Source organism: Pseudomonas sp. PB105 (assembly GCF_009764655.1).
In the GTDB taxonomy this organism is placed as follows: Bacteria; Pseudomonadota; Gammaproteobacteria; order Pseudomonadales; family Pseudomonadaceae; genus Aquipseudomonas; species Aquipseudomonas cyclaminis.
In genome coordinates this window covers 46611-69446 of record NZ_RWIO01000058.1, presented here as the reverse complement: position 1 = coordinate 69446, position 22836 = coordinate 46611, and the positions used below count along the sequence as shown (strand labels likewise).

Below are 22836 nucleotides of genomic sequence, written 5' to 3'. Positions count from 1 at the left end.
TCTTACTGAATAGTGCGTACTTTGACAAGTCAAAGGCAGCCGGATACAGACGCTATCGGGGGCTCGGGTCGGCGCGTCCGTTCAACGGCAAGATTCTTCGGCAGGCGGCGCATCACTTCCACTGCAGAAAGAGGTGGGCAATTATGCAGATTGCGAAAAAAAATTCAACCTGCTTTTATGATTGTTTTCCCCGAAGGAGTACCCGATGGATTATCGACAGCTGGGCCGTACGGATCTGAACGTGAGCGCGATAGCCTTGGGCACCATGACCTGGGGTGAGCAGAACAGCGAGGCAGAGGCCTTCGCGCAGATCGAACGGGCCAAGGCCGCGGGGATCAACTTCCTCGACACGGCGGAAATGTACCCGGTGCCGCCCAAGGCCGACACCTACGCCACCACCGAACGTTACATCGGTAATTACTTCAAAAGCCGTGGTGACCGCGCCGACTGGATCCTCGCCAGCAAGATCGCCGGCCCCGGCAACACCATCGACTACATCCGCGACGGCCACCTGCGCCACAACCGCAAGCACATTGTCGATGCCCTGGACGCCAGCCTCAAGCGCCTGCAGACCGACTGGATCGACCTCTACCAACTGCACTGGCCAGAGCGCAGCACCAACTTTTTCGGCCAATTGAGCTACAAGCACAAGGACGAAGACGACCTCACTCCACTGGAAGAAACCCTCGAAGCGCTGGACGAACAGGTGAAGGCAGGCAAGATCCGCCACATCGGCCTGTCCAACGAAACCCCGTGGGGCACCATGAAATTCCTCGCCCTGGCCGAAGCCCGTGGCTGGACCCGCGCAGTGTCGATCCAGAACCCCTACAACCTGCTCAATCGCAGCTTTGAAGTGGGCCTGGCGGAAGTCGCCATTCGTGAACAGTGCGGCCTGCTCGCCTACTCGCCCCTGGCGTTCGGCATGCTCAGCGGCAAATACGAAGGCGGCGCCCGCCCGGCCAAGGCACGCCTGACCGAGTACAGCCGTTTCAGCCGCTACTTCAACCCGCAGTCGGAAGCGGCATGCAGCCGTTATGTGGCATTGGCGCGGGAACATGGTTTGGACCCGGCGCAGATGGCGCTGGCGTTTGTGACGCAGCAGCCGTTTGTGACCAGCAATATCATTGGCGCAACGTCGCTGGAGCAACTGGACAGCAACATCGCCAGTGCTGATCTGAAGCTGTCGAAGGAAGTGCTGGAAGGGATCGAGGCGATTCAGAAGGACCATCCGAATCCAGCGCCTTGATTGATCTTTGGATCGCTATCGCAGGCAAGCCCGCTCCCACATTTTGACTTGTGAATACATTCAAATGTGGGAGGGGGCTTGCCCCCGACAAGGCCTTCAGCAACACCACACAATCAAAGCGCCCGCGCAATAATCTCCTTCATGATCTCGTTGGTCCCCGCATAAATCCGCTGCACTCGCGCATCCGCCCAGGCCCGCGCGATCGGGTATTCCCACATGAAGCCGTAACCGCCGTGCAACTGCACACACTCGTCAAGCACCTTGCATTGCAGGTCGGTGGCCCAGTACTTGGCCATCGCCGCCGTAGGCACATCCAGCTTGCCCTCCAGGTGCAGCGCCATGCACTTATCGACAAATACCCGGCCGATCTGAATCTCTGTCGCCATCTCTGCCAACTTGAACCGGGTGTTCTGGAAATCGGCAATCGCCTTGCCGAACGCCTTGCGCTCGCGGGTGTAGTCCAGCGTCCACTGCAACGCCGCTTCGGCTGAGGTGATCGCACCGATGGCCACGGTCAATCGCTCTTGGGGCAGTTCCTGCATCAAGTAGGCAAAGCCCATGCCCGCCTGACCCAACAGGTTTTCCTTGGGCACCCGCACGTCCTGAAAGAACAGCTCCGAGGTGTCCTGGGCCTTCATGCCCACCTTTTCCAGGCGCTTGCCCTTGGCGAAGCCCGGCGTATCGGCCTGCACCAGAAACAGGCTGGTGCCCTTCGCGCCAGCCTTGGGATCGGTCTTGGCCACGACGATCACCAGTTCGGCCAGATAGCCGTTGGTGATGAAGGTCTTGGAGCCGTTGATTACATACTCATCGCCGTCCAGCACGGCCGTGGTCTTGACCCCTTGCAGGTCGGACCCGGCGCCCGGCTCGGTCATCGCAATGGCGGTGACCATCTCGCCGGAGATCAATTTGGGCAGGTATTTGTGCTTCAGCGCCTCGCTGCCGTAATGCAGGATGTAGGGCGCGACGATGTCCGAATGCAGGGAGAAACCAATCCCGGTCAGGCCCAGCCGACTGATCTCCTCGATCACCACCGCGCTGTAGAGAAAGTCCGCCCCCAAGCCGCCATATTCTTCCGGCAGATGGGAACACAACATGCCCGCCTCCCCCGCCTTGCTCCACAGACTGCGGTCGACATACCCCTGTTTTTCCCATTGCCCATGGAACGGCGCGGCGTCTTTTTCAAGGAAAGTGCGCACGCTGTCGCGAAAGAGTTCGTGTTCGGGGCTGAACAAAGTTCTGGGAATCATGGGTCACCTGCGGGGATTGTCGGACAAAGACCAGCCAACAGAGCCTATGCCGCGAAGACGTCACAGGACACTGGACACATGCGACAAAAAATAAGACGATCCAGCCGTCTGGTGACCACTTTCCCCTATAAGAATAAATGAAATTATGTCTAACCAAATCTCCACGCCCCTGCGGCGCGTCAGCATTTTGGCCATTGATCGGGTATTCGCTTCAACCCTCATGCAAGCCAAGGATTTCTTCCACCTCGCAAGCCTGCGTTACGGCAAACAGCAAGGCCTGGGCCTGACGCCGGCGTTCGAAACGCGCCTGGTCAGCCCCGACGGGCAATCGGTGCGCAGCTTCAGCGATGTGATCATGCCGGTAGACGGCGGCCTCGAAGACGCCGACATCATTGTGCTGCCGGCCTTCTGGGATGACTTCGACGCCCTCTGCACCCGCTACCCCCAAGTACTGCCGTGGCTGCGCGAACAACACGCACGCGGCGCCGTGCTCTGCGGCGAAGCCACCGGGGTGTTCTGGCTGGCCGAAGCCGGGCTGCTCGATGGCAAGGAGGCGACTACCTACTGGCGGTTCTTCAATGCCTTCAGCGAACGCTTTCCCAAAGTGCAGCTCAATCAGGACAAGCACCTCACCGACGCCGACAACCTGTATTGCGCCGGCGGCACTACCTCAGCGTGCGACCTTTACATCTACCTGATCGAACGCTTCTGCGGCGCCAACATCGCCCAGGCGGTGGCCCGCGACATTCTCTATGAAGTGCAGCGCAACTATTCGCCGGGACGCATTGGTTTTGGCGGGCAGAAGCTGCACCAGGACGTGATCATCCTGCAGATCCAGCACTGGCTCGAAGAGCACTTTGCCGACAAGTTCCGCTTCGAAGACGTCGCCCGCGAACATGGCATGAGCATCCGCAACTTCATGCGGCGCTTTCAGACGGCGACGGGTGACAAACCGCTGCATTACCTGCAGCGCCTGCGTATCGAGACGGCCAAGGGCCTGCTCTCGGGCAGCCGCAAGAGCATCAAGACCATCAGTTATGAGGTGGGTTACGACGATGCGAGTTTCTTTGCGCGGTTGTTCAGGCAGCACACGGAGTTGTCGCCGAACCAGTATCGCCAGCAGTTCCAGCAGGCCGCGTAAGCAAATGTGGGAGGGGGCTTGCCCCCGATGGCAGTGTGTCAGCCAGTACATCTATCACTGACACACCGCTATCGGGGGCAAGCCCCCTCCCACATTGGATCTCCAGTGCTCTGGAAATCGCTTAGGGTTTGTGTCCGCGCGACAGGAACTCGTGGGACTGCATTTCCAGCAAGCGGCTCAACGTGCGCTGGAACTCAAAGTTCAAACGGCCACCGGTATACAGGTCCTTGAGCTCGACTTCCGCCGAGATGATCAGCTTGACGTTACGGTCGTAGAATTCGTCGACCATATTGATAAAACGTCGCGCGATGTCGTCGGTGGTGACGCTCATCTGCTCCACGCCGCTCAGGATCACCGCGTGGAAGATCTTGCCCAGTTCGATGTAGTCGTTCTGGCTGCGCGGGCCGTCGCACAGTTGGCGGAATTCAAACCACGCCACGTCATCGCAGGTACGCAGCGCGATGATTTCGCGGTTCTCGATCATCAACTTATCGTTTTCCACCGCCTGGGTGCATTCCGGCGTCAGCGCGCGGAAGCTCTTGCGCAGGCTTTCGTGGGCGGCTTCGTTCAGCGGAAAGTGGAACAGCTCCGCTTGCTCCAGGTGACGCAGGCGGTAGTCGACGCCGCTGTCGACGTTGACGATTTCAGTGTTCTGCTTGATCAAGGCGATGGCCGGCAGGAAGCGCGCACGCTGCAAGCCGTCCTTGTACAGGCCGTCCGGCACGATGTTCGAGGTGGCGACCAGGGTCACGCCGTTCTTGAACAGCTCTTCCATCAGGGTGCCGAGGATCATGGCGTCGGTGATGTCGGAGACGAAGAATTCATCGAAGCAGATGACCCGCGCTTCATCGGAGAAACGCTTGGCGATGATGGTCAGCGGGTTTTTCTCACCCGGCAGGGTCTTCATCTCTTCGTGCACACGCTTCATGAAGCGGTGGAAGTGCGTGCGGACCTTTTCCTTGAACGGCAGCGCTTCGAAGAAGGTGTCGACCAGGTAGGTCTTGCCACGGCCCACGCCGCCCCAGAAGTACAAGCCTTTGACCGGCGTGCGGTCTTTCTTGCCAAACAGCTTGCCGAGCATCCCTGGCTTGCTTTGCGAGGCCGCGACCAGGTCGTCGTACAGGCGCTGCAAATGACGCACCGCCGTTTCCTGGGCCGCGTCATGGAAGAATTCAGGGCGTTTCAGATCAGCTTGATATCGTTCTAGGGGCGTCATAATTTCGTTAGCAAGGCAACAAAAACGGGCCGTCACTGTAACGACGGCCCCGGATAATGGCAATCAACCCTTGGTCGGGTTAATCCTCGATGGGGGTCAACGCAATGCGTAATGCCTGCATGGCCGCATCGCGGGTCGCGCTGTCGGCGAACTGAGCGCTGTCGGCCACGGCCGCACCGTCCAGCCAGACGCTGAAGCCCAGGGCCTCGGGGCGCACGTCCAGCATCACACCACTTTGCAATTGCTTGGTTACCGCGCCAGCGGCTTTGCCGTCGGCAAAGTTGCGCGACAGCAGCAGTTGCTCCCCATCGGCAGCCAACAGGCGGAAGCGGAAGCTGCCGTCGTCTTCGCGAAAGCTCACAAAGCGCGCAGCTTTTGCGGCTTTCTTCTTGGTGCTGACCGGCGCCGCAGCCTGCTCGACGAACGAACGCAAGCCCACCGCTTCACGCAACTCGGCGAGGAACGGCGCCGCTACGGCACGGGCCTTCTTGGCGCCGACCAGCAGCAGGTCTTCCATGTCCGACGGGCGCGACATCAGTTGATGGTAGCGCTCGCGGGCTTCGCCCAGTTGGCCGTCCAACAGTTGGAACAGACGGCTCTTGGCCTCGCCCCAGCCCAGGCCTTGCAGCAGTTCGCCGCGGAATTCTTCTTCCTGGGCCTTGGTCGCGAATGCCTGGTACAAGGTGAACAGGTGCGAGTTGTCCGGGTCCTTGGCTTCGCCCGGCGCGCGCGAGTCGGTGACGATCCGCGAGATGGCGTCTTTCATGTCCTTGGCGCTGGTGAACAACGGGATGGTGTTGTCGTAGCTCTTGGACATCTTGCGGCCGTCCAGGCCAGGCAAGGTGGCGACGCTTTCTTCGATCAACGCCTCGGGCATGGTGAAGAATTCTTTGCCATTGCCGAACAGGTGGTTGAAACGCTGGCCGATGTCGCGGGCCATTTCCACGTGCTGGATCTGGTCACGGCCGACCGGCACTTTGTGGGCGTTGAACATCAGGATGTCCGCCGCCATCAGCACCGGGTAGCTGTACAGGCCCATGGTGATGCCCGCATCCGGGTCCTCGCCGGTTTCCACGTTCTTATCCACCGAGGCTTTGTAGGCGTGGGCGCGGTTGAGCAGGCCTTTGGCGGCTACGCAGGTCAGCAGCCAGGTCAGCTCGGGGATTTCCGGGATATCGGACTGGCGATAGAAGGTCACCCGGTTTACATCCAGGCCACCGGCCAGCCAGGTCGCGGCGATTTCCATACGCGAGCGCTGGATGCGCTGCGGGTCATCGCATTTGATCAGGGCGTGGTAGTCGGCCAGGAAGTAGAAGGAATCGGCATTGGCGTCCTGGCTGGCAAGGATCGCCGGGCGGATCGCACCGGCGTAGTTGCCCAGGTGCGGCGTGCCGGTGGTGGTGATGCCGGTGAGGATACGGGTACGCGTCGTCATGGGTAATCGCTTATCAGACTGCTATCAATTCGAGAGGCGCGGCAGCACCAGATCCTTGAGATCGGTGAGCTTGCCATGAAAAAAGTGTCCGCATTCTGCCACTTTCAGAAGCGTATGGGGGCGATTCAGGGCGGCGGACCAGTCGTAGACGGTCTGTGGGTCGACCACTTCGTCGGTTTCCGGCTGGATCACGGTCAACGGGCAGCCTTGGGGCAGCACATCGGTCTCGCGCAGGCGCATCACAGCAGCGGCGACCATGAACAGATGGGCGAGTTTTTCGCCCTTGGCTTCCAGGCGACCACCGAGGCTGGCGGCCACATAACCACCGAAGGAAAAACCGAGCAACGTCATCGGCAGGTCGGGGTGTTTTTCCCGCAGCCAGGTGGCGGCCGCTTCGGCATCGTCGACTTCGCCGGTGCTCATGTCGTGGGTACCGGCACTCGCGCCGACACCACGGTAATTGAAACGCAACGTAATCAAACCAGCATCGCGGGCAGTGCGTTGCAGGGTCGAAACGACTTTATTGAGCATGGTCCCGCCCTGCACCGGGTTAGGGTGGCAGATCAGCGCCAGGCCACGTGGCTCGGGGTGATCCAGGTACAGGGCTTCCAATTGGCCTACCGGGCCATCGATCAAAACGGGGGTTTCACGCATGAGCAAGGAATGAACTCCGTGACCTCTCAAAGGGTCGACTCGTCTAGCTAAAAGTCTGTGCATGGCATCATTGCGAGCTTAATCGCGGTATACAGCGCAGGTTTGAGCCGTTAACGTAAAGCAAAGCCGTTTATAGAGGAAGGACTCGTGGAACACTCGCTCTTAGTTTGGTTGTTGCCGACTCTTGCCCTGGTTGCCGGTGTCGCCATTGGTTTCCTGGTTGCTCGCTTGCTGCCGAATGCCGCGCCTAACCGCACGCAGCGTCAGTTGGATGACATTCAGGAACGTTTTGACAGTTATCAGAACGAGGTTGTTACCCACTTCAACAGCACCGCCAACCTGGTCAAGAAGCTCACTCAGAGCTATCAGGAAGTACAGGATCACCTCGCCGATGGCGCTAACCGCCTGGCCCTCGACGACATCACCCGTCAGCGTCTGCTGGCCGCGTTGCATTCCGATGCACCGCAAACTCCACGGGAACGCCTGACCCCTCCCCGGGAAAACCAGGAGCCACCACGGGACTACGCGCCAAAAACGCCGAACGCCCCAGGCATGTTGGATGAGCATTACGGCTTGAAGAAGTAAGTCTATTCAAGCAATACAAAAAGCCCGGCTGATCAATGATCAGCCGGGCTTTTTTGTGGGAACTCACTCTCCAGATCACATTGACCGAGTCAGGTCTCAAGCCAGGGGTTGTTCCTGAAGCAGCCCACCCTCGATCCGCACATGCCGCCCGTGGAAACGCTTGAGGCTGCTGCGATGCCCCACACTAACGATGCCCAGTCCCGGCAACTGATCGATCAACGCCTGGTACAACGTCGCCTCATCCTCTTCATCCATGGCCGACGTGGCTTCGTCCATGTACAGCCACTGCGGCGCGAACAGCAACGCGCGGGCGAAGGCCAGGCGCTGCTGTTCGCCCGGCGAGAGCATGCGCTGCCAATGGTTGGCTTCGTCCAGGCGCGAGATGAGGTGCGGCAGGCGGCAGGTCTCCAGGACCTGTGCATAACGTTCTGCCGGATAGGCGCCGTCCGCCTGTGGATAACTCAACACCGCCTTCAACGTGCCAATCGGCAGATACGGCTTTTGCGGCAGGAACAGATAACGCTCGGCCGGCAATCGAATATTGCCGTGGCCGTTGGGCCACAGGTTGCCCATCGCCCGCAGCAGGGTTGACTTACCGCTGCCGGAGCGACCACTGAGCATCAGGCGCTCGCCCTCGGCCACCGTCAGGTTGGCGCCTTGCAGTAAATGACGACCGTCCGCCAGATCCAGGTTCAGATTGCTCACCTGCAAATCCCCGCCCTGCTGCTGCAACGCGATGCCCATGGCGCGGGTTTCGTTTTCTTCCATGGCCTGGCCGAAGCTCAGCAGGCGGTCACAAGTGGCACGCCAACTGGCGAGCACGGTGTAGGCGTCGACAAACCAGCTCAGGCTGCCCTGCACACTGCCAAACGCCTGGGCCACCTGCATCAGCACGCCCAGTTCGATCTTGCCGGCAAAGTAACGCGGTGCCGCGACCACAAAGGGAAAGATAATCGCGATCTGGGAATAACCGCTGGTGAAAAAACTCAGGCGCTTCTTGACCTGCATGATGCTCCAGAAGTTGCTCCACACCCGCCCGAACCGCGCACTCAATTGCTGGTGTTCATTGGGTTCGCCATTGAACAGCGCGATGCTTTCGGCATTCTCCCGCACCCGCACAAGGCTGAAACGCAAGTCGGCTTCGAAGCGTTGCTGGCGGTTGCTCAGCCCGATCAACTTTCGACCGATCAAGTGCGTCAACCAACTGCCGACCACCGCATACACCAGCGCGGCCCAGAACATGTAGCCCGGAATCGTGATGCCCCACACCTCGATGCTGCCGGACACACCCCAAAGAATCACCGAGAACGACACCAGGGTCACCAGGTTACTGACAAAACCCAACCCCAGAGTCAGCGTACCGTTGGTAAACGCGTTGAGGTCTTCGGAGATCCGCTGGTCAGGGTTATCGGTATAGCCGCCGTATTCCAGGTGGTAGTAGTTCTTGTGGCCCAGCCACCGGGCGAAATAGGTTTCCGTCAACCAGCGACGCCAGCGGATGGTGAGCATTTGCTGCAGATAAGAGGTGAACACACCGGTCACAATCGCCACCACGGCGATCACGCTGAAGTACATCAGCAGGTGGGTGAAGGCGTCGTAGTCTTTGTGTTCGAGGGCGTTGTAGAAGTCGCGGTTCCAGCTGTTGAACCACACAGAGACGGCCACGCTGAACAGCGACAGGCCCAACACGACCAACAACAGCAGCCAGGCCTGGCCCTTCTCTTCACTGCGCCAGTAAGGGGTGATCAGCCGCCACACCCTGGGTAGGAATTGCCCGCGCACAGCATCGTTGACCGCAGAGTACTCAGCGTTCTGATTCATGGTTCAGGCTCGGTAGGAAAGAGGAGACAGGTGTTTGAACCGATCATAGTTGATCGGTTCAGGGCTCCGTGCGGCCTGAAGCGGGTTGTTCAGCCTAGGTTCAGCGTCGTACCGGACGCTTCTGCAATTTGCGCTGCAGGGTGCGGCGGTGCATGCCCAACGCACGGGCAGTGGCGGAGATATTGCCTTCGTGTTCGGTCAGCACACGCTGGATGTGCTCCCACTGCAAACGGTCCACCGACATCGGGTTTTCCGGCACCAGGGTGTCGAGGTCGGCGTGTTCGGAGAGCAGCGCCGCCAGCACATCATCCGCGTCCGCCGGCTTGCACAGGTAGTTGCAGGCGCCGCGCTTGATGGCCTCAACGGCGGTGGCGATGCTGGAGTAACCGGTGAGGATCACCACGCGCATTTCCGGGTCGAGTTCCAGCAGCTTGGGCAGCAGCACCAGGCCGGAATCGCCGTCCATTTTCAGGTCGAGCGCGGCGTAGTCCGGCAGGTCGGCCTGGGCGATGGTCAGGCCTTCTTCGGCGGAGCCTGCGGTGCTCACGCGGAATCCACGACGGCTCATGGCGCGCGCCATCACGCGGGTAAAGGTGGCGTCGTCATCTACCAGCAGCAAGTGCGGCAGTTCTTCGCCTTCGACTTGGATCTCGTCACTCATCGATATCTCCTCGTGCGACACGGGGCAGGCGCAGCTCGGTGAGCGTGCCACCTTCCTCATGACTATAGAGTTTCACTGAGCCGCCCGCGCGGGTCACGCTGGCCTTGCTCAAAAACAGGCCGAGGCCGAAGCCTTTGCCCTTGGTGGTAAAAAAGGGTTTGCCGATTTGCTCGGCAATGGCCAGCGGCACGCCGGCGCCGTGGTCACGAATGCTGATGGTCACGTTTTCCGCGTCCCAGTCCAACTGCACGCCCAGGCCTTCCGGGCAGGCGTCGGCGGCGTTGTTGAGCAGGTTGAGCAGCGCCTGGGTCAGGTCCGGCGGCGGCGCCATGCGCGGCACGGTGCCCTGCCCCAGCAGGTGGAATCGGTAGCTGGCTTCAGGCCGCATCAGGTGCCAGCGGTTGAGCGCTTCGTCGAGCCACCGGGTCACGTCCTGCATGTCGACCGCCAGGCGGCGATTGGCTTCGGCGGCGCGCACCAACTGCTGCAAGGTCTGCTTGCACTGCTTGACCTGCTCGCGCAGCACGCCGAGGTCTTCTTGCAGCGCCGGATCGTGATGATCCTGGACCATTTCGTTGAGCAGCACGCTCATGGTCGCCAGCGGTGTGCCCAGCTCATGGGCGGCCCCCGCGGCCTGGGTGGCGACGGCCAGCAATTGCTGGTCGCGCAGGCCCTCTTCACGGCGTATGGCGCGCAGTTCTTCCTGGCGGCGCAGCTCTTCGGCCATGCGTGCGGCGAAAAAAGTAATGACGGCGGCCGACAGCGCAAAACTCAGCCACATCCCGTAGATCTGCAGGTTTTCCCGGGCGATGGGGAACGTTTGCAACGGGTAGAACCGCGCCAGCAGCAGGGTGTAGAGGGTCAGGGCGATACCCGAGAGCACTACCGAATAGCGCCACGGCAAGGTCACCGCCGCGATAGTCAACGGCACCAGGTAATAAGACACAAACGGGTTGGTGGAACCGCCGGAGAAGTACAGCAACACACTGTGGATAAACAGGTCGCAGGCCAGTTGCAGCGCATATTCGAGTTCGGTCACCGGCCACGTGGTACGCAAGCGAATAGCCGTGAACACGCACAACACGGTGGAGAAGCCCAGGGTCACGCCCAGTTGCAGCCACGGCAGCGGCAGCAGGTCGAACCAATAGGCAAGCCCGACCGAACCGGCCTGTGCGGCCAGTACCAGGGTACGGATGAACGTCAGGCGCCAGAGGTTCTGGCGGGTGGCGGAAGTCAGTTTTACGGCGGCGAGCATGAGCTCTCCCGATGAGCGCTGCAGGCGGATCGGCAGGAGTATAAACGAAGCCGACCTGCTGGCACGGCGCGTGTGGCTCTTTGCCGCAGGCCGGCAAACGACCGTTCGTCGGCGCCACGAACATTTGTAGGTGATGTGTAAACCCTAAGAACCCGATGCGTGCGTCTACAGTCATACCGATACGAACACCCCTAAGGAGCTTCCATGTCTCGTTTCACTCACAGTGCAGTCGTCTTCACCCTCAGCGCCGCGACCTTGGCCAGCCTTCCAGCCATGGCCGCCGACGCACTGAACTACAATCAGATTTCCTTGCGCGCCGAGGTCAGCCAGGAGGTGGCCCGCGACAAGATGATCGTTACCCTCTACACCGAATCCCAGAATGCCGACCCAGCCAAGCTCGCCGCCGAAATCACCACCACGATGAACAAGGCCCTGGGCCAGGCCCGTGAAGTGAAGGCCGTGACCCTGCGCCAGGGCAGTCGCAACAGCTACCCGATCTACGACAACAAGAACCAGAAAATCACCGGCTGGCGTGAACGCGCCGAACTACGCCTGGAAAGCGCGGACTTCCCGGCCCTGTCCAAACTCACCGGCGAGTTGCTGAACACGCTGAAGATGGAAAATATGGACTTCGCCATCGCCGACACCACGCGCAAGACCAGCGAAGATGCCCTGCTCAAGGACGCGGTTGCCGCCTTTAAAGCCCGTGCACAACTGGCCACCGATGCGCTGGGCGGCAAGGGCTACAAGATCGTCAATCTGAATTTCAACACCAATGGTTATCCACAGCCCTACGCCCGTGGCGGGATGATGATGAAGGCCGCCATGATGGATTCCGCGCCGACGCCTGAAGTGGAAGCCGGCACCAGCCAAGTCAGCATGAGCGCCGACGGGGTGATCGAAGTCTTGCAATAACCTCCTTACCCCAAAAAAAGCGCAGTCCTTGCAGGGTTGCGCTTTTTTTCGGCAATTCGCCACCCAATCACGTTATATCCAGCAGCATATCCGTTGGAATCAACCACTCGGTTTTCGATACACAAATAGTGCCGCAGCCAACAGGGAGTGCTGACTAGGCATCTATTTAGATAACGAGAACTGAAACCATGCCCCTAACAGCCAGTAACGCCAACGTTGTCGCACAGCTCCATCTCCCCCGTTTATCGACCGAGCCGCCATCACGGGCCGCAACCCCTATTGTCCAGGCGCCAATAGCCGAACCCAGCCTGACGGCCTCACCTCACGAAGCAGCCCTCCTTGAGGCTTACATCGGCGCAGTGCAAAGCAAAATTTTGGGCAAAACACCAGAGCTTATAAAAGTCCCACCCTTGAGCGTTATGGGCCAGTGGCTGGGGGTGTATCGCGCGCAAGTGGAGCACCCAGTCGTTCAAGGCTGGATGCAGGAACAGAAGATCGACCAGAGCGCCTTGCTCACCGTCAACCCCCGTAAAGGCACCCTGACCGCCACCGTAGAAGGCCAACTGAAAACGTTCTCCCTCACCGATAACTCAGGCTGGGGTAACGTCAGCGGCCCGTTGCTGGAGGCCGCCCAAGTGATTGCGCCGGGCACTGTTGAACGGTTGCAGATGCGATTTGGCGACGATTACATACGAGTCACCGCGGGGGTGGTCGCCAACTTCCAGGGCACGCCCCTGCCGTCATCATTGCGCCAGGCCAGGGCGCAAATCAGACAGTTGGAAGAGCAAAAAGGCTTTAACCCCATCGCGCCGGATGATCGCGTGCGCCCGGCGCAGAGCCGCTCGGCACACGCCCTCGAAACGCTCAAACTCAACGCCCAGACGTATTACACCCAAGCGCCTCAAGCATTGGCCTACAAACACCTGGCGACGGAGGTTGCCGGCGCCCTGCCAAACGTGCGCGCCCATGCAAAAATCTGGGCGGAGTCCGTCATCTTCAAATTAACCGGCGAACATGTGGATGCCGATACCCTGTACTTGAACCGTTTCAATGGCGCGCAAAGCGCTTCGACCGTCACAGGCTGGGAGCACCTGAACGAGGAGCCGACCTCCTCACTCCGCCTGCCGGACGCATTGTTGAAGAACTTTTCTGAGAGCGATTGGACCCCAGGCAACCTCGACTCTGAGGCAGGCATCTACACCGACGGCCCCGGGAAGAGCCAAGCAGGGGGTTATGGCGCGCACAACCAATACCGTGTGGCGCCCTCTGACCTCATGCATGCCAGTTGGCAAACTGACTTCCAAACATTGATGACACAAAAAATCGACGAATTCTGGAACACCCGCAGTTCGGACTACCAGACATCAATCAAAGGCGAGTTCGCCTATCAGGCCCGAAAACAACTGAAGACGGCTCAAGCCCGGCCACCTGCCGAGCAGGCACTGCAAGCTCCCGAGCATCGCTTCAGCCGTGAAGACTACCGCTTGGTCATGGGCGCGATGTCCAACGTTCCACTCGACGAAAATGCACCACTCACTGTCGAACAGCTCAGGGCCGAAGCCCCGGTAAAGGGTGTCGTGCAGGCGCACGCGTTCAATATCAAGGGTTTCTTGTCTAACGACATCGTGCGATTCAGTGCTGACGATGGCGGCAGGCAAGTCCTCTACATCCCAGGCGCCGAGCCGGCGTTTCTGCGATTTGACTCCCTTGAGAAGCTGGATCAATGGGTGATCGATCAAGCCAAGGCCCCCAAAAAGCGCGCGGCCCTGCTCGCTCATTTCCCATTGATCAGCCGCCAGGACCATGAGGCAGGCACCATTGAGCGCTTGGCAAAAGTGTTCATGCCCATCTTGGGGCTGGCCAATGTCGGCACCAAAACAGAAGGTCTGGACACAACGCTCGAAAAACTCGCCGCTGGAAAGCTGAAAGACCCGACGTTCGATGGTGATGGATCGCATATCGAAGGCGATGTCTTCGCCAGCATGACCTCCGCGAGTAAAGCGCGAATGACCAGCGATGCCGACGTCATGATCAAGTCCAACAGCGAGGTAACGCGGGACATATGGCTTAACGACATTACCGTCGCAGCTGGCTTGCTGGCCAAGCTGGCCCCCATCGCTGCGCCCGTTGCGGCCGCCGCAGTCGTGGCGGGAGTGACCGAACTGGCGCTGGGTGCAGAAAAACAAGCCTCCGGCGATACACTGGCTGAACGCAACGACGGTGCGTCCAAGGCGTTTGATGGGTTGTTGAACACCTTGTTCTCGGTCGGTGCCAGTGGCCCAGTCGAGGATCCGTTTGTTCCGCCAGAAGAAAAACCGTACACGCCCATCCCAGGCTCGCGCCCTCGGGTTGAAGCGCCGCAAACCGTATCTATTCCCAACCGCTTGCAGCCAAGCCAGGCGGGCAGCATCCGCCAATACGCGGTGCCGGACGGCGAACGGCTGATTGAAAATGCTGTGCGTAACGCCAAGGGAATCTACCAGGCGAAAGATGCAGCAACCGGTGCTGATCGTTGGTTTGTCCCCTACACAGACACCTCCGGGATTCGCCAGATATATGAGATAAAAAGCGACTTCAAACTGAGCAATGATTATGTGCAGATCATTGATCCAGATACCGGCAAGCCGGTAATGACGGTGCACGCCACTGGAGATGGCGAGTGGGCCCGAGCCTCAGCCGATGGCGGGGCGCGCTGGCCCTGGAATCGCCCTCCATCTCCGACACCCAGCAACCACTCAGCGGGCTCATCCAGCTTTTCAGAGCGTTTTGTCGAAAGCGATGGATCGAAAATCGAGGGTGCAGAAAAGTTCGACGACTACCTGAACCTCAAGGAAAACACCGACTATCAATTCACTGACAGCGTTTATGAGGATGGCTCAAACATCAAGCGCAAGCTCATTGCTTCGTGGCAAGTCGATGATGGTGCGTTTAGCGTCACTGAGGGCGAACGCGCCCAGCCCACAACATTCTCAAACAGCCAGTACTCTTCCAGCTTTGCACCCGATCTGAATCGTGAACGCTACAGCGTGATCACAAAACAACCGAATGGCGAACTGCGTACTGACCTCGATTACCGAGGGGACACGTTTGAGGACACCGTAGGACAACGGATCGCAACACTGGAAAAAACGATTCCGAACCCGGAACTTCGAGCCCGCGTCTCCGAGGTAGCCCACCAGGGAAGTTCGTTTCCCGCTCTTGTCGAATTGATGCCTCCAGCCCTTAAAGAGGGATTCTCCGTGGCCGCAAGGGAGAAAGACTTCATCATCACTTATGACCCGGACGGCGGCGCTCATAGCGTCAAGGCTATTACCCGATGGCAACTCAGACAGGTCACCGATGATGGGCTAATCAACGCTAATGACCTGAATATTGTCAGCACCAGAACCTTCACGATACGTGAGAACAATGATCTGACCGGTGACGTGTTCACGATCGACCCCAAGGCACCCACCAAGATAGAGGTCTCGACACCTTCACTGATGTGAGCCCCTGAACCCGTAGATAAAGCGATTTAACCTATCTAGCGCGCCATAAACGGCGGTAACCTCGGGTTATCGCCGTTTGCATTCAGGCAGTCTTCTGCCTCGCCACTTCAGGGGTCTCCATGGAAAGAATCGCCTTCAAACCGCTCCTCCTTGCCGCCGGCCTGCTGGCCTTTATGCCGATGGCCCACGCGGCCAGCACCCTGGTTTACTGCTCCGAAGCCAGCCCCGCCGGCTTCGATCCCAGCCAGTACACCAGCGGCACTGATTTTGATGCGTCCGCCGAAACCGTGTTCAACCGACTGACCCAGTTCAAGCGCGGCGGCACCGAAGTCGAGCCCGGCCTGGCGACGAGTTGGGACGTTTCCAAAGAGGGCCTGACGTATACCTTCCACCTGCGCGAAGGCGTCAAGTTCCACACCACCGACTTCTTCACGCCAACCCGCGACTTCAATGCCGACGACGTGCTGTTTACCTTCAACCGCCTGCTGGATGCCGAGAGCCCGTTTCGCAAGGCCTACCCTTCCGAGTCGCCGTACTTCACAGACATGGGCCTGAACACCACGATCAAAAGCGTCGATAAACTCGACGAACACACCGTGCGTTTCAACCTGAACAACGTCGATGCGTCCTTCGTGCAAAACCTGGCCATGAGCTTCGCCTCGGTGCAGTCCGCCGAGTATGCCGCGCAGTTACTCAAGCAAGGCAGCGCCTCGGACATCAACCAGAAACCGGTGGGCACCGGGCCGTTTGTGTTCAAGCGCTACCAGAAAGACTCGCAGATTCGCTACGTGGCCAATAAACAGTATTGGAAACCCGAGGACGTGAAGCTCGACAACCTGGTGTTCGCCATCACCCCGGATGCCGCGTCGCGCCTGCAAAAGCTCAAGGCCGGCGAATGCCAGGTCAGCGGCTACCCGCGCCCCGCTGACATCGACGTGATGAAGCAAGACCCGAACCTGCGCGTGTTGCAACAAGCCGGTTTCAACCTGGGCTTTCTGGCCTACAACGTGACCCACCCGCCACTGGACCAGCTCAAGGTGCGCCAGGCCCTGGACATGGCCATCGACAAGCCGGCGATCATCAAAGCCGTGTATCAAAGCGCCGGACAATTGGCGCAGAACGCACTGCCACCGGCGCAGTGGTCTTATGACCCGACGATCAAGGATGCACCCTACGATCCCACCAAGGCGCGGGCGCTACTAAAAGAAGCAGGGGTTGCACCCGGTACCACCATCAACCTGTGGGCCATGACCGTACAACGTGCGTCCAACCCGAATGCGCGCATGTCGGCACAGATGATCCAGCAGGATTGGGAAAAAGTCGGCATCAAGGCCAATATCGTCAGTTATGAGTGGGGCGAGTACATCAAGCGCGCCAAAAACGGCGAGCACGACGCCATGATTTACGGCTGGACCGGCGACAACGGCGACCCGGATAACTGGCTCGGCGTGCTCTACAGTTGTGCTGCGGTCAAGGGCAGCAACTATGCGAAATGGTGTAACCCGGCCTACGACAAGCTGGTGCAACAGGCCAAGGTCAGCAGCGACCGCGAGCAGCGCATCAAGTGGTATCAACAGGCGCAAAAAATACTTAAGGAACAAGTACCTATAACGCCTATTGCGAACTCGACGGTTTTCCAACCCCTGCGCAAGGAAGTCAAAGACTTCAAGATCAGCCCGTTCGGCTTGACGCCCTTCTACGGCGTGAGTCTAGATAAGTAACAGCTGCGCCCCAACCGAGTGCGCCAGACGCCTCGGCTGGGCTTTTTTGGTGCGCCATCCGCACCGAAAAAACCCTCTAAATAGATACAAATATGTCGAAAGTTTCATAATTGCGACATTCCTGTACGTTCGTACCACTCTTTCCGGCCTGCAGTGGTTCAGCATCTTGCAATGGGTATGGCGCCTGCATAAGTATCCGCAGGCCGACTCACGAGGTCGCCCTCACCACCAAAAATGACAACAAATCATGAGGCCAACATGCTTAAACACGCAGTCCTTCCGTTATTAGTGAGCGCTGGCCTTATGGCCGCGGCCCCTTTCGCCCAAGCGGCGACTAACCTGGTGTTCTGCTCCGAAGGGAGCCCGGCCGGTTTCGATCCAGGCCAGTACACCACCGGAACAGACTTCGATGCTTCGGCCGAAACCATGTTCAACCGTCTGAGCCAGTTCGAACGTGGCGGCACCGCCGTGGTTCCTGGCCTGGCCACCAGCTGGGACGTATCCCCGGATGGCCTGACCTACACCTTCCACCTGCGCGAAGGCGTCAAGTTCCACACCACCCCGTACTTCAAGCCGACTCGTGAATTCTCGGCTGACGACGTGCTGTTCACCTTCAATCGGATGATCAATAAAGACGATCCTTTCCGTAAGGCCTACCCCACTGAGTTCCCGTACTTCACGGACATGGGGATGGACACCAACATCAAGAACATCGAGAAAGTCGATGCCCACACCGTCAAGTTCACCCTTGGCACCGTGGACGCCGCTTTCATCCAGAACCTGGCGATGAGCTTCGCGTCGATCCAGTCGGCCGAATATGCCGCCCAGTTGCTGAAAAACGGTACGCCCCAGGACATCAACCAGAAGCCGGTCGGCACTGGCCCGTTCGTGTTCAAGAGCTACCAGAAAGATTCGAACATTCGCTACACCGGCAACAAGGACTACTGGAAACCTGAAGACGTGAAGATCGACAACCTGATCTTCGCCATCACCACCGACCCGTCGGTGCGTATCCAGAAGCTCAAGAAAAACGAATGCCAGATCACCCTGTTCCCTCGCCCGGCCGACCTCAAGGCGCTGGGCGAAGACAAGGACCTGAAACTGCCGAACCAGGCCGGTTTCAACCTGGGTTATGTGGCCTACAACGTCATGGACAAGGTCAAGGGCAGCGACCAGCCCAACCCGCTGGCTGACCTGCGCGTGCGCCAGGCGCTGGACATGTCGGTGAACAAGCAGCAGATCATCGACTCCGTGTACCAAGGCGCCGGCCAACTGGCCGTCAACGCCATGCCGCCGACCCAATGGTCCTACGACACCACCATCAAGGACGCCGCCTACAACCCCGAGAAAGCCAAGGCGCTGCTCAAGGAAGCGGGCGTCAAGGAAGGCACCGAGATCGTGCTGTGGGCCATGCCGGTTCAGCGTCCGTACAACCCGAACGCCAAACTGATGGCTGAGATGCTGCAGAACGACTGGTCCAAGATCGGCCTGAAGGTCAAGATCACCAGCTACGAGTGGGGCGAGTACATCAAGCGTTCCAAAGGCGGCGAGAACCAGGCCATGATCATTGGCTGGAGCGGCGACAATGGTGACCCGGACAACTGGCTGAACGTGCTGTTCGGCTGCGATTCCCTGTCCGGCAACAACTTCTCCAAGTGGTGCGACAAGAAATTCGACGGCGTCGTGAAAGAAGCCAAGGCCACATCGGATGTCGCCAAACGCACCGAGCTGTACAAGCAGGCGCAACATATCCTCAAAGATGCAGTCCCGATGACACCTATCGCGCACTCGACGGTGTATCAACCCATGCGCAACACCGTGCAGGACTTCAAGATCAGCCCGTTTGGCTTGAACTCCTTCTACGGCGTGAGCGTCAGCGGCAAGTAAGGATCATTGACGGCGACGTTTCATAACGTCGCCGTTATTGCATCCGCCTGGCCCTTAGGAAAATGAGCACGTTCGCAGTCGATGCTTCCTACAGCAAAAAACCGCGACACCTGACTCCGTTGCCTACAGGGTCAATCCGATTTGGCGCATTTACTCTGAAGTCCGCGACTCATAACGTCGTAGGACAGCAGAGGCTCCAACTCGGGAAAGGCACTTGCTGTGTGTGGGATCAGCGTTGTCCCCCAGGCCTTGCGCCTGGGTGATTGTTCGCTGATGACAACTACAAACAAGGATCGGGATCGTCATGCGCCATACCACCGTTCTATCCGCCATTTTTGGCACCAGCCTGTTGGCCATGGCCACCATGGGTCACGCCGCCGACAAGAAGAGCCTGGTGTTCTGCTCCGAAGGCAGCCCGGCAGGTTTTGACACAGCGCAATACACCACCGCCACCGACAACGACGCAGCCGAGCCGCTGTACAACCGACTTGTCGAGTTTGAAAAAGGCGCAACCAACGTAGTGCCTGGCTTGGCCACCAAGTGGGATATTTCCGAAGACGGCCTGACCTACACCTTCCACCTGCGTGAAGGGGTGAAATTCCACAGCAACAAGGAGTTCAAGCCAACACGCGACTTCAACGCCGACGACGTGCTGTTCACCTTCAACCGCATGCTGGACCCTGATCACCCGTTCCGTAAGGCCTACCCCACCGAGTTTCCGTACTTCAACGGGATGAGCCTGAACAAGAACATCGCCAAGGTCGAGAAAACCGACGAACACACCGTGGTGATGACCCTGAATACGGTCGACGCCGCGTTCGTGCAAAACATCGCCATGAGCTTCGCCGCGATCCTGTCGGCCGAATACGCCGAGCAGTTGCTCAAGAGCGGCAAGCCCAGCGACATCAACCAGAAACCGATCGGCACCGGCCCGTTCGTGTTCCAGCGCTACCAGAAAGACTCGCAGATCCGTTACGTGGGCAACAAACAGTACTGGGACCCAAGCCGCGTTCAGCTCGATCAACTGATCTTCGCCATCAACACCGACGCCTCGGTGCGGGTGCAGAAGCTCAAGGCCGGCGAATGCCAGGTGACCCTGCATCCGCGTCCGGCTGACGTCGATGCGCTCAAGGCCGACCCGAATCTGCAACTGCTGACCAAGCCTGGCTTCAACCTCGGCTACATCGCCTACAACGTGCGCCACAAGCCCTTCGATCAGCTCGAAGTGCGCCAGGCGCTGGACATGGCGGTGAACAAGCAGAGCATCCTGAACGCCGTGTACCAGGGCGCGGGGCAACTGGCGGTCAACGCCATGCCGCCGACCCAATGGTCCTACGACGACACCATCAAGGACGCCGCCTACAACCCGGAAAAAGCCAAGGAACTGCTCAAGGCTGCCGGCGTCAAGGAAGGCACCGAGATCACCCTGTGGGCGATGCCGGTGCAACGGCCGTACAACCCCAACGCCAAGCTGATGGCTGAAATGCTGCAGAGCGATTGGGCCAAGATCGGCCTGAAAGTGAAGATCGTCAGCTACGAATGGGGCGAGTACATCAAGCGCACCAAGAACGGTGAGCACGATATCAGCCTGATCGGCTGGACCGGCGACAACGGTGACCCGGACAACTGGCTGGGCACTCTCTACAGCTGCGACGCCATCGGCGGGAACAACTACTCCATGTGGTGTGACCCGGCGTATGACAAGCTGATCAAGCAAGCCAAGGTCGTCACCGACCGCGAACAACGGACTGTTCTCTACAAACAGGCGCAGCAGTTGCTCAAGCAGCAAGTGCCGATCACGCCTGTCGCCCACTCGACGGTCAACCAGCCGTTAAGCACCAAAGTCGAAGGCTTCAAAGTGAGCCCCTTCGGCCGCAACGTGTTCTCGGGCGTCAGTATTACCCCATAAGAAAATAACCGGATTGCAGGAGAGCGAAGTCAGCTCTCCGGCAAACGTGCAGCCATTTATTGGGAAATTTCCTACGGCAAACGTTTGCAAGTGCCTGAACGAGTTACACACCAATAGTCGGTTCACCTAAAAAGACCGGCATAAAAAAGAGAACCAAAGGAGCTTCACCCATGAAACTGAGCAGCAAAGCGCTTCTGGCCCTGGCCATCAGCAGCATCACGGCTACCGCCTATGCTGAGCCCGTCAGCCAGGACTTCGTTCCGACCACACTGGCCGGCGCCAGCGCCCAAAGCGAGGCCAAAGGTTTTATCGACGGTCAAAGCCTGGGCGGTACCACGCGTAACTGGTACTCCAACGAAATGAAGTTTCGTGGTCAGAAGTTTGGCTATTACAAAAATGCCGCCGATAAAGCCGCAGATGTAAAAACCAACGTTTCTCGCCGCTATAACTGGGCCCAAGGCACCATCCTCAACTACACCTCGGGTTTCACCCAAGGCACTGTTGGCGTGAGCACCGAAGTGGCGGCCTACAACTACATCGCGCTGATCGATGATCAAAAAGACATCGCTGGCGGTTCCAACCGCACACTGGCCCACACTTACGGTGACGCCGTAGGCCAATGGAGCAAATTGGGCCTGGCTAACGTCAAATTCCGTGTTTCGAACACGACCCTGACCGCCGGTCGCCAGAACTTCAGCAGCGGCATCATGGACACCATCGGCAACCGTGCACTGCCTTCGAGCTTTGAAGGTGTGAGCTTCAACAGCGAAGAGTTCAGCAACCTGTCGTTCCAGGGTGGCGTGTTTGACCGCGTTTCGCCGCGTACTGAACAAAGCCTGTCGAAATTCCGCAGCGAGTACAGCAGCAGCGGCGTTGAGACCGACAAGGTCTACACCCTGGGCTTCAACTATCAGCCACTGAAAAGCCTGAAAACCAGCGTCTTCGCCGCCAACGTCAAAGACTTCTGGAACCAGTACTACTTCGGCGCTACCCATGAACTGGGCGATAGCCAAGTACTGAGCCTGACTACCGGCTTGAACTACTACAAGACCGTCGACGAAGGCAAAAAGTTGATGGGCGACATCGACAACGATACTTACTCGCTGTCGCTCGGCCTGACTCACCAGGCTCACAGCCTGACCTTCTCGTACCAGGAAGTGAACGGTAACGAGTACTTCGACTACCTGCACGAAACGAACGGCATCTACCTGGCGAACTCCCTGACTTCTGACTTCAACGGTCCGAACGAGAAATCCTTCCAGGTTGCCTACGGCATCAACATGGCCGAATACGGCGTTCCAGGTCTGAAGTTCAACATCTACTCGGCTCGCGGCTGGGGCATCGACGGTACTCACTACCGTGGTGACAACGGTGTGAAAGACTTCGCCTACAACGGCATTCAGTCCCAGAACGGCGAACACCACCAGGAATACGGCATCGGTTCTTCCTATGCGATCCAGAGCGGTCCTCTGAAAGCCACTACCGTTCGCGCCACCTACGTGACGCACCGCGCCAGCGAGAACCAGTCTGACGGCAACCTGCGCGAATTCCGCCTGGTCACCACCATTCCATTCAACATTCTTTAACTAGCGCCAGGTAGACGGCGGGCTCAGGACGAGCCCGCCGTCTACGCTTGTCTGGTCCATCGATTG

General features: G+C 58.9%; 16 protein-coding genes. 9 read left to right on the top strand and 7 right to left on the bottom strand.

What is annotated here, in order from left to right:
* The first annotated feature begins 205 nt into the window (after window positions 1-205).
* A complete protein-coding gene (locus tag EJD88_RS15405; RefSeq protein ID WP_064450694.1) occupies window positions 206-1246 on the top strand; it encodes an NADP(H)-dependent aldo-keto reductase in 1041 nt (346 codons plus the stop codon).
* A 113-nt stretch (window positions 1247-1359) separates the two neighbouring features.
* On the opposite strand, the gene EJD88_RS15400 is transcribed toward EJD88_RS15405, so the two are convergent.
* Window positions 1360-2496 (bottom strand): acyl-CoA dehydrogenase family protein, encoded by a 1137-nt coding sequence (locus EJD88_RS15400; RefSeq protein WP_099587087.1) that lies wholly within the window; start codon window positions 2494-2496, stop codon window positions 1360-1362.
* Between the two features lie 220 nt (window positions 2497-2716).
* Here EJD88_RS15400 and EJD88_RS15395 point away from each other — a divergent pair, with 220 nt between their 5' ends.
* Entirely contained in the window at window positions 2717-3637 is a 921-nt protein-coding gene (locus EJD88_RS15395; protein WP_177411598.1) for a GlxA family transcriptional regulator, read from the top strand.
* A 121-nt stretch (window positions 3638-3758) separates the two neighbouring features.
* On the opposite strand, the gene zapE is transcribed toward EJD88_RS15395, so the two are convergent.
* The 3 genes from zapE to EJD88_RS15380 all read right to left on the bottom strand — a co-directional run bounded on the left by zapE (window position 3759) and on the right by EJD88_RS15380 (window position 6942).
* On the bottom strand, window positions 3759-4853 hold the full coding sequence (zapE, locus tag EJD88_RS15390) for a cell division protein ZapE (protein ID WP_099587085.1): 1095 nt from the start codon (window positions 4851-4853) through the stop codon (window positions 3759-3761).
* Window positions 4854-4932: 79 nt separating this feature from the next.
* The gene (locus EJD88_RS15385) at window positions 4933-6288 is read right to left on the bottom strand and encodes a tryptophan--tRNA ligase (protein ID WP_158878399.1); all 1356 of its coding nucleotides are present in this window, start codon (window positions 6286-6288) and stop codon (window positions 4933-4935) included.
* A gap of 24 nt (window positions 6289-6312) precedes the next feature.
* The gene (locus EJD88_RS15380) at window positions 6313-6942 is read right to left on the bottom strand and encodes an alpha/beta hydrolase (protein WP_112193453.1); all 630 of its coding nucleotides are present in this window, start codon (window positions 6940-6942) and stop codon (window positions 6313-6315) included.
* A gap of 147 nt (window positions 6943-7089) precedes the next feature.
* Here EJD88_RS15380 and EJD88_RS15375 point away from each other — a divergent pair, with 147 nt between their 5' ends.
* On the top strand, window positions 7090-7527 hold the full coding sequence (locus EJD88_RS15375) for a YhcB family protein (RefSeq protein WP_032886236.1): 438 nt from the start codon (window positions 7090-7092) through the stop codon (window positions 7525-7527).
* A gap of 96 nt (window positions 7528-7623) precedes the next feature.
* Here EJD88_RS15375 and EJD88_RS15370 read toward each other — a convergent pair whose 3' ends face one another.
* From EJD88_RS15370 to EJD88_RS15360, 3 genes are all read right to left on the bottom strand, one after another.
* Entirely contained in the window at window positions 7624-9348 is a 1725-nt protein-coding gene (locus EJD88_RS15370) for an ABC transporter ATP-binding protein/permease (protein WP_158878398.1), read from the bottom strand.
* Window positions 9349-9448: 100 nt separating this feature from the next.
* Window positions 9449-10009, bottom strand: a complete 561-nt coding sequence (locus EJD88_RS15365) for a response regulator transcription factor (protein ID WP_003171731.1) — start codon at window positions 10007-10009, stop codon at window positions 9449-9451.
* Window positions 10002-11264: an ATP-binding protein gene (locus tag EJD88_RS15360; RefSeq protein WP_099587081.1), complete on the bottom strand. Its 1263-nt coding sequence runs from the start codon at window positions 11262-11264 to the stop codon at window positions 10002-10004. Before EJD88_RS15360 ends, EJD88_RS15365 begins: the two co-directional genes overlap by 8 nt.
* Window positions 11265-11468: 204 nt before the next feature.
* Here EJD88_RS15360 and EJD88_RS15355 point away from each other — a divergent pair, with 204 nt between their 5' ends.
* The 6 genes from EJD88_RS15355 (at window position 11469) to EJD88_RS15330 (ending at window position 22770) form a co-directional block, all read left to right on the top strand.
* Entirely contained in the window at window positions 11469-12179 is a 711-nt protein-coding gene (locus EJD88_RS15355; protein ID WP_099587080.1) for an SIMPL domain-containing protein, read from the top strand.
* Between the two features lie 188 nt (window positions 12180-12367).
* Window positions 12368-15667, top strand: coding sequence for a dermonecrotic toxin domain-containing protein (locus EJD88_RS15350; RefSeq protein WP_158878397.1), 3300 nt, complete (start codon window positions 12368-12370; stop codon window positions 15665-15667).
* A 119-nt stretch (window positions 15668-15786) separates the two neighbouring features.
* Complete coding sequence (locus EJD88_RS15345; protein WP_112193447.1) at window positions 15787-17388, top strand: ABC transporter substrate-binding protein; 1602 nt, start codon at window positions 15787-15789, stop codon at window positions 17386-17388.
* Between the two features lie 258 nt (window positions 17389-17646).
* Window positions 17647-19275, top strand: coding sequence for an ABC transporter substrate-binding protein (locus EJD88_RS15340; RefSeq protein ID WP_099587077.1), 1629 nt, complete (start codon window positions 17647-17649; stop codon window positions 19273-19275).
* A gap of 355 nt (window positions 19276-19630) precedes the next feature.
* On the top strand, window positions 19631-21184 hold the full coding sequence (locus EJD88_RS15335; RefSeq protein WP_371926558.1) for an ABC transporter substrate-binding protein: 1554 nt from the start codon (window positions 19631-19633) through the stop codon (window positions 21182-21184).
* A gap of 170 nt (window positions 21185-21354) precedes the next feature.
* Window positions 21355-22770, top strand: a complete 1416-nt coding sequence (locus tag EJD88_RS15330; protein ID WP_099587075.1) for an OprD family outer membrane porin — start codon at window positions 21355-21357, stop codon at window positions 22768-22770.
* Window positions 22771-22836 lie beyond the last annotated feature (66 nt).

Excerpts from the sequence above, each read along its gene's own strand:
- EJD88_RS15365 (WP_003171731.1), bottom strand. The coding sequence starts at position 10,009 with ATGAGTGACGAGATCCAAGTCGAAGGCGAAGAACTGCCGCACTTGCTG.
- EJD88_RS15370 (WP_158878398.1), bottom strand. The coding sequence starts at position 9,348 with ATGAATCAGAACGCTGAGTACTCTGCGGTCAACGATGCTGTGCGCGGG.
- EJD88_RS15385 (WP_158878399.1), bottom strand. The coding sequence starts at position 6,288 with ATGACGACGCGTACCCGTATCCTCACCGGCATCACCACCACCGGCACG.
- EJD88_RS15345 (WP_112193447.1), top strand. The coding sequence starts at position 15,787 with ATGGAAAGAATCGCCTTCAAACCGCTCCTCCTTGCCGCCGGCCTGCTG.
- EJD88_RS15350 (WP_158878397.1), top strand. The coding sequence starts at position 12,368 with ATGCCCCTAACAGCCAGTAACGCCAACGTTGTCGCACAGCTCCATCTC.
- EJD88_RS15330 (WP_099587075.1), top strand. The coding sequence starts at position 21,355 with ATGAAACTGAGCAGCAAAGCGCTTCTGGCCCTGGCCATCAGCAGCATC.
- EJD88_RS15360 (WP_099587081.1), bottom strand. The coding sequence starts at position 11,264 with ATGCTCGCCGCCGTAAAACTGACTTCCGCCACCCGCCAGAACCTCTGG.
- zapE (WP_099587085.1), bottom strand. The coding sequence starts at position 4,853 with ATGACGCCCCTAGAACGATATCAAGCTGATCTGAAACGCCCTGAATTC.
- EJD88_RS15405 (WP_064450694.1), top strand. The coding sequence starts at position 206 with ATGGATTATCGACAGCTGGGCCGTACGGATCTGAACGTGAGCGCGATA.
- EJD88_RS15340 (WP_099587077.1), top strand. The coding sequence starts at position 17,647 with ATGCTTAAACACGCAGTCCTTCCGTTATTAGTGAGCGCTGGCCTTATG.
- EJD88_RS15400 (WP_099587087.1), bottom strand. The coding sequence starts at position 2,496 with ATGATTCCCAGAACTTTGTTCAGCCCCGAACACGAACTCTTTCGCGAC.
- EJD88_RS15395 (WP_177411598.1), top strand. The coding sequence starts at position 2,717 with ATGCAAGCCAAGGATTTCTTCCACCTCGCAAGCCTGCGTTACGGCAAA.
- EJD88_RS15380 (WP_112193453.1), bottom strand. The coding sequence starts at position 6,942 with ATGCGTGAAACCCCCGTTTTGATCGATGGCCCGGTAGGCCAATTGGAA.
- EJD88_RS15355 (WP_099587080.1), top strand. The coding sequence starts at position 11,469 with ATGTCTCGTTTCACTCACAGTGCAGTCGTCTTCACCCTCAGCGCCGCG.
- EJD88_RS15335 (WP_371926558.1), top strand. The coding sequence starts at position 19,631 with ATGGCCACCATGGGTCACGCCGCCGACAAGAAGAGCCTGGTGTTCTGC.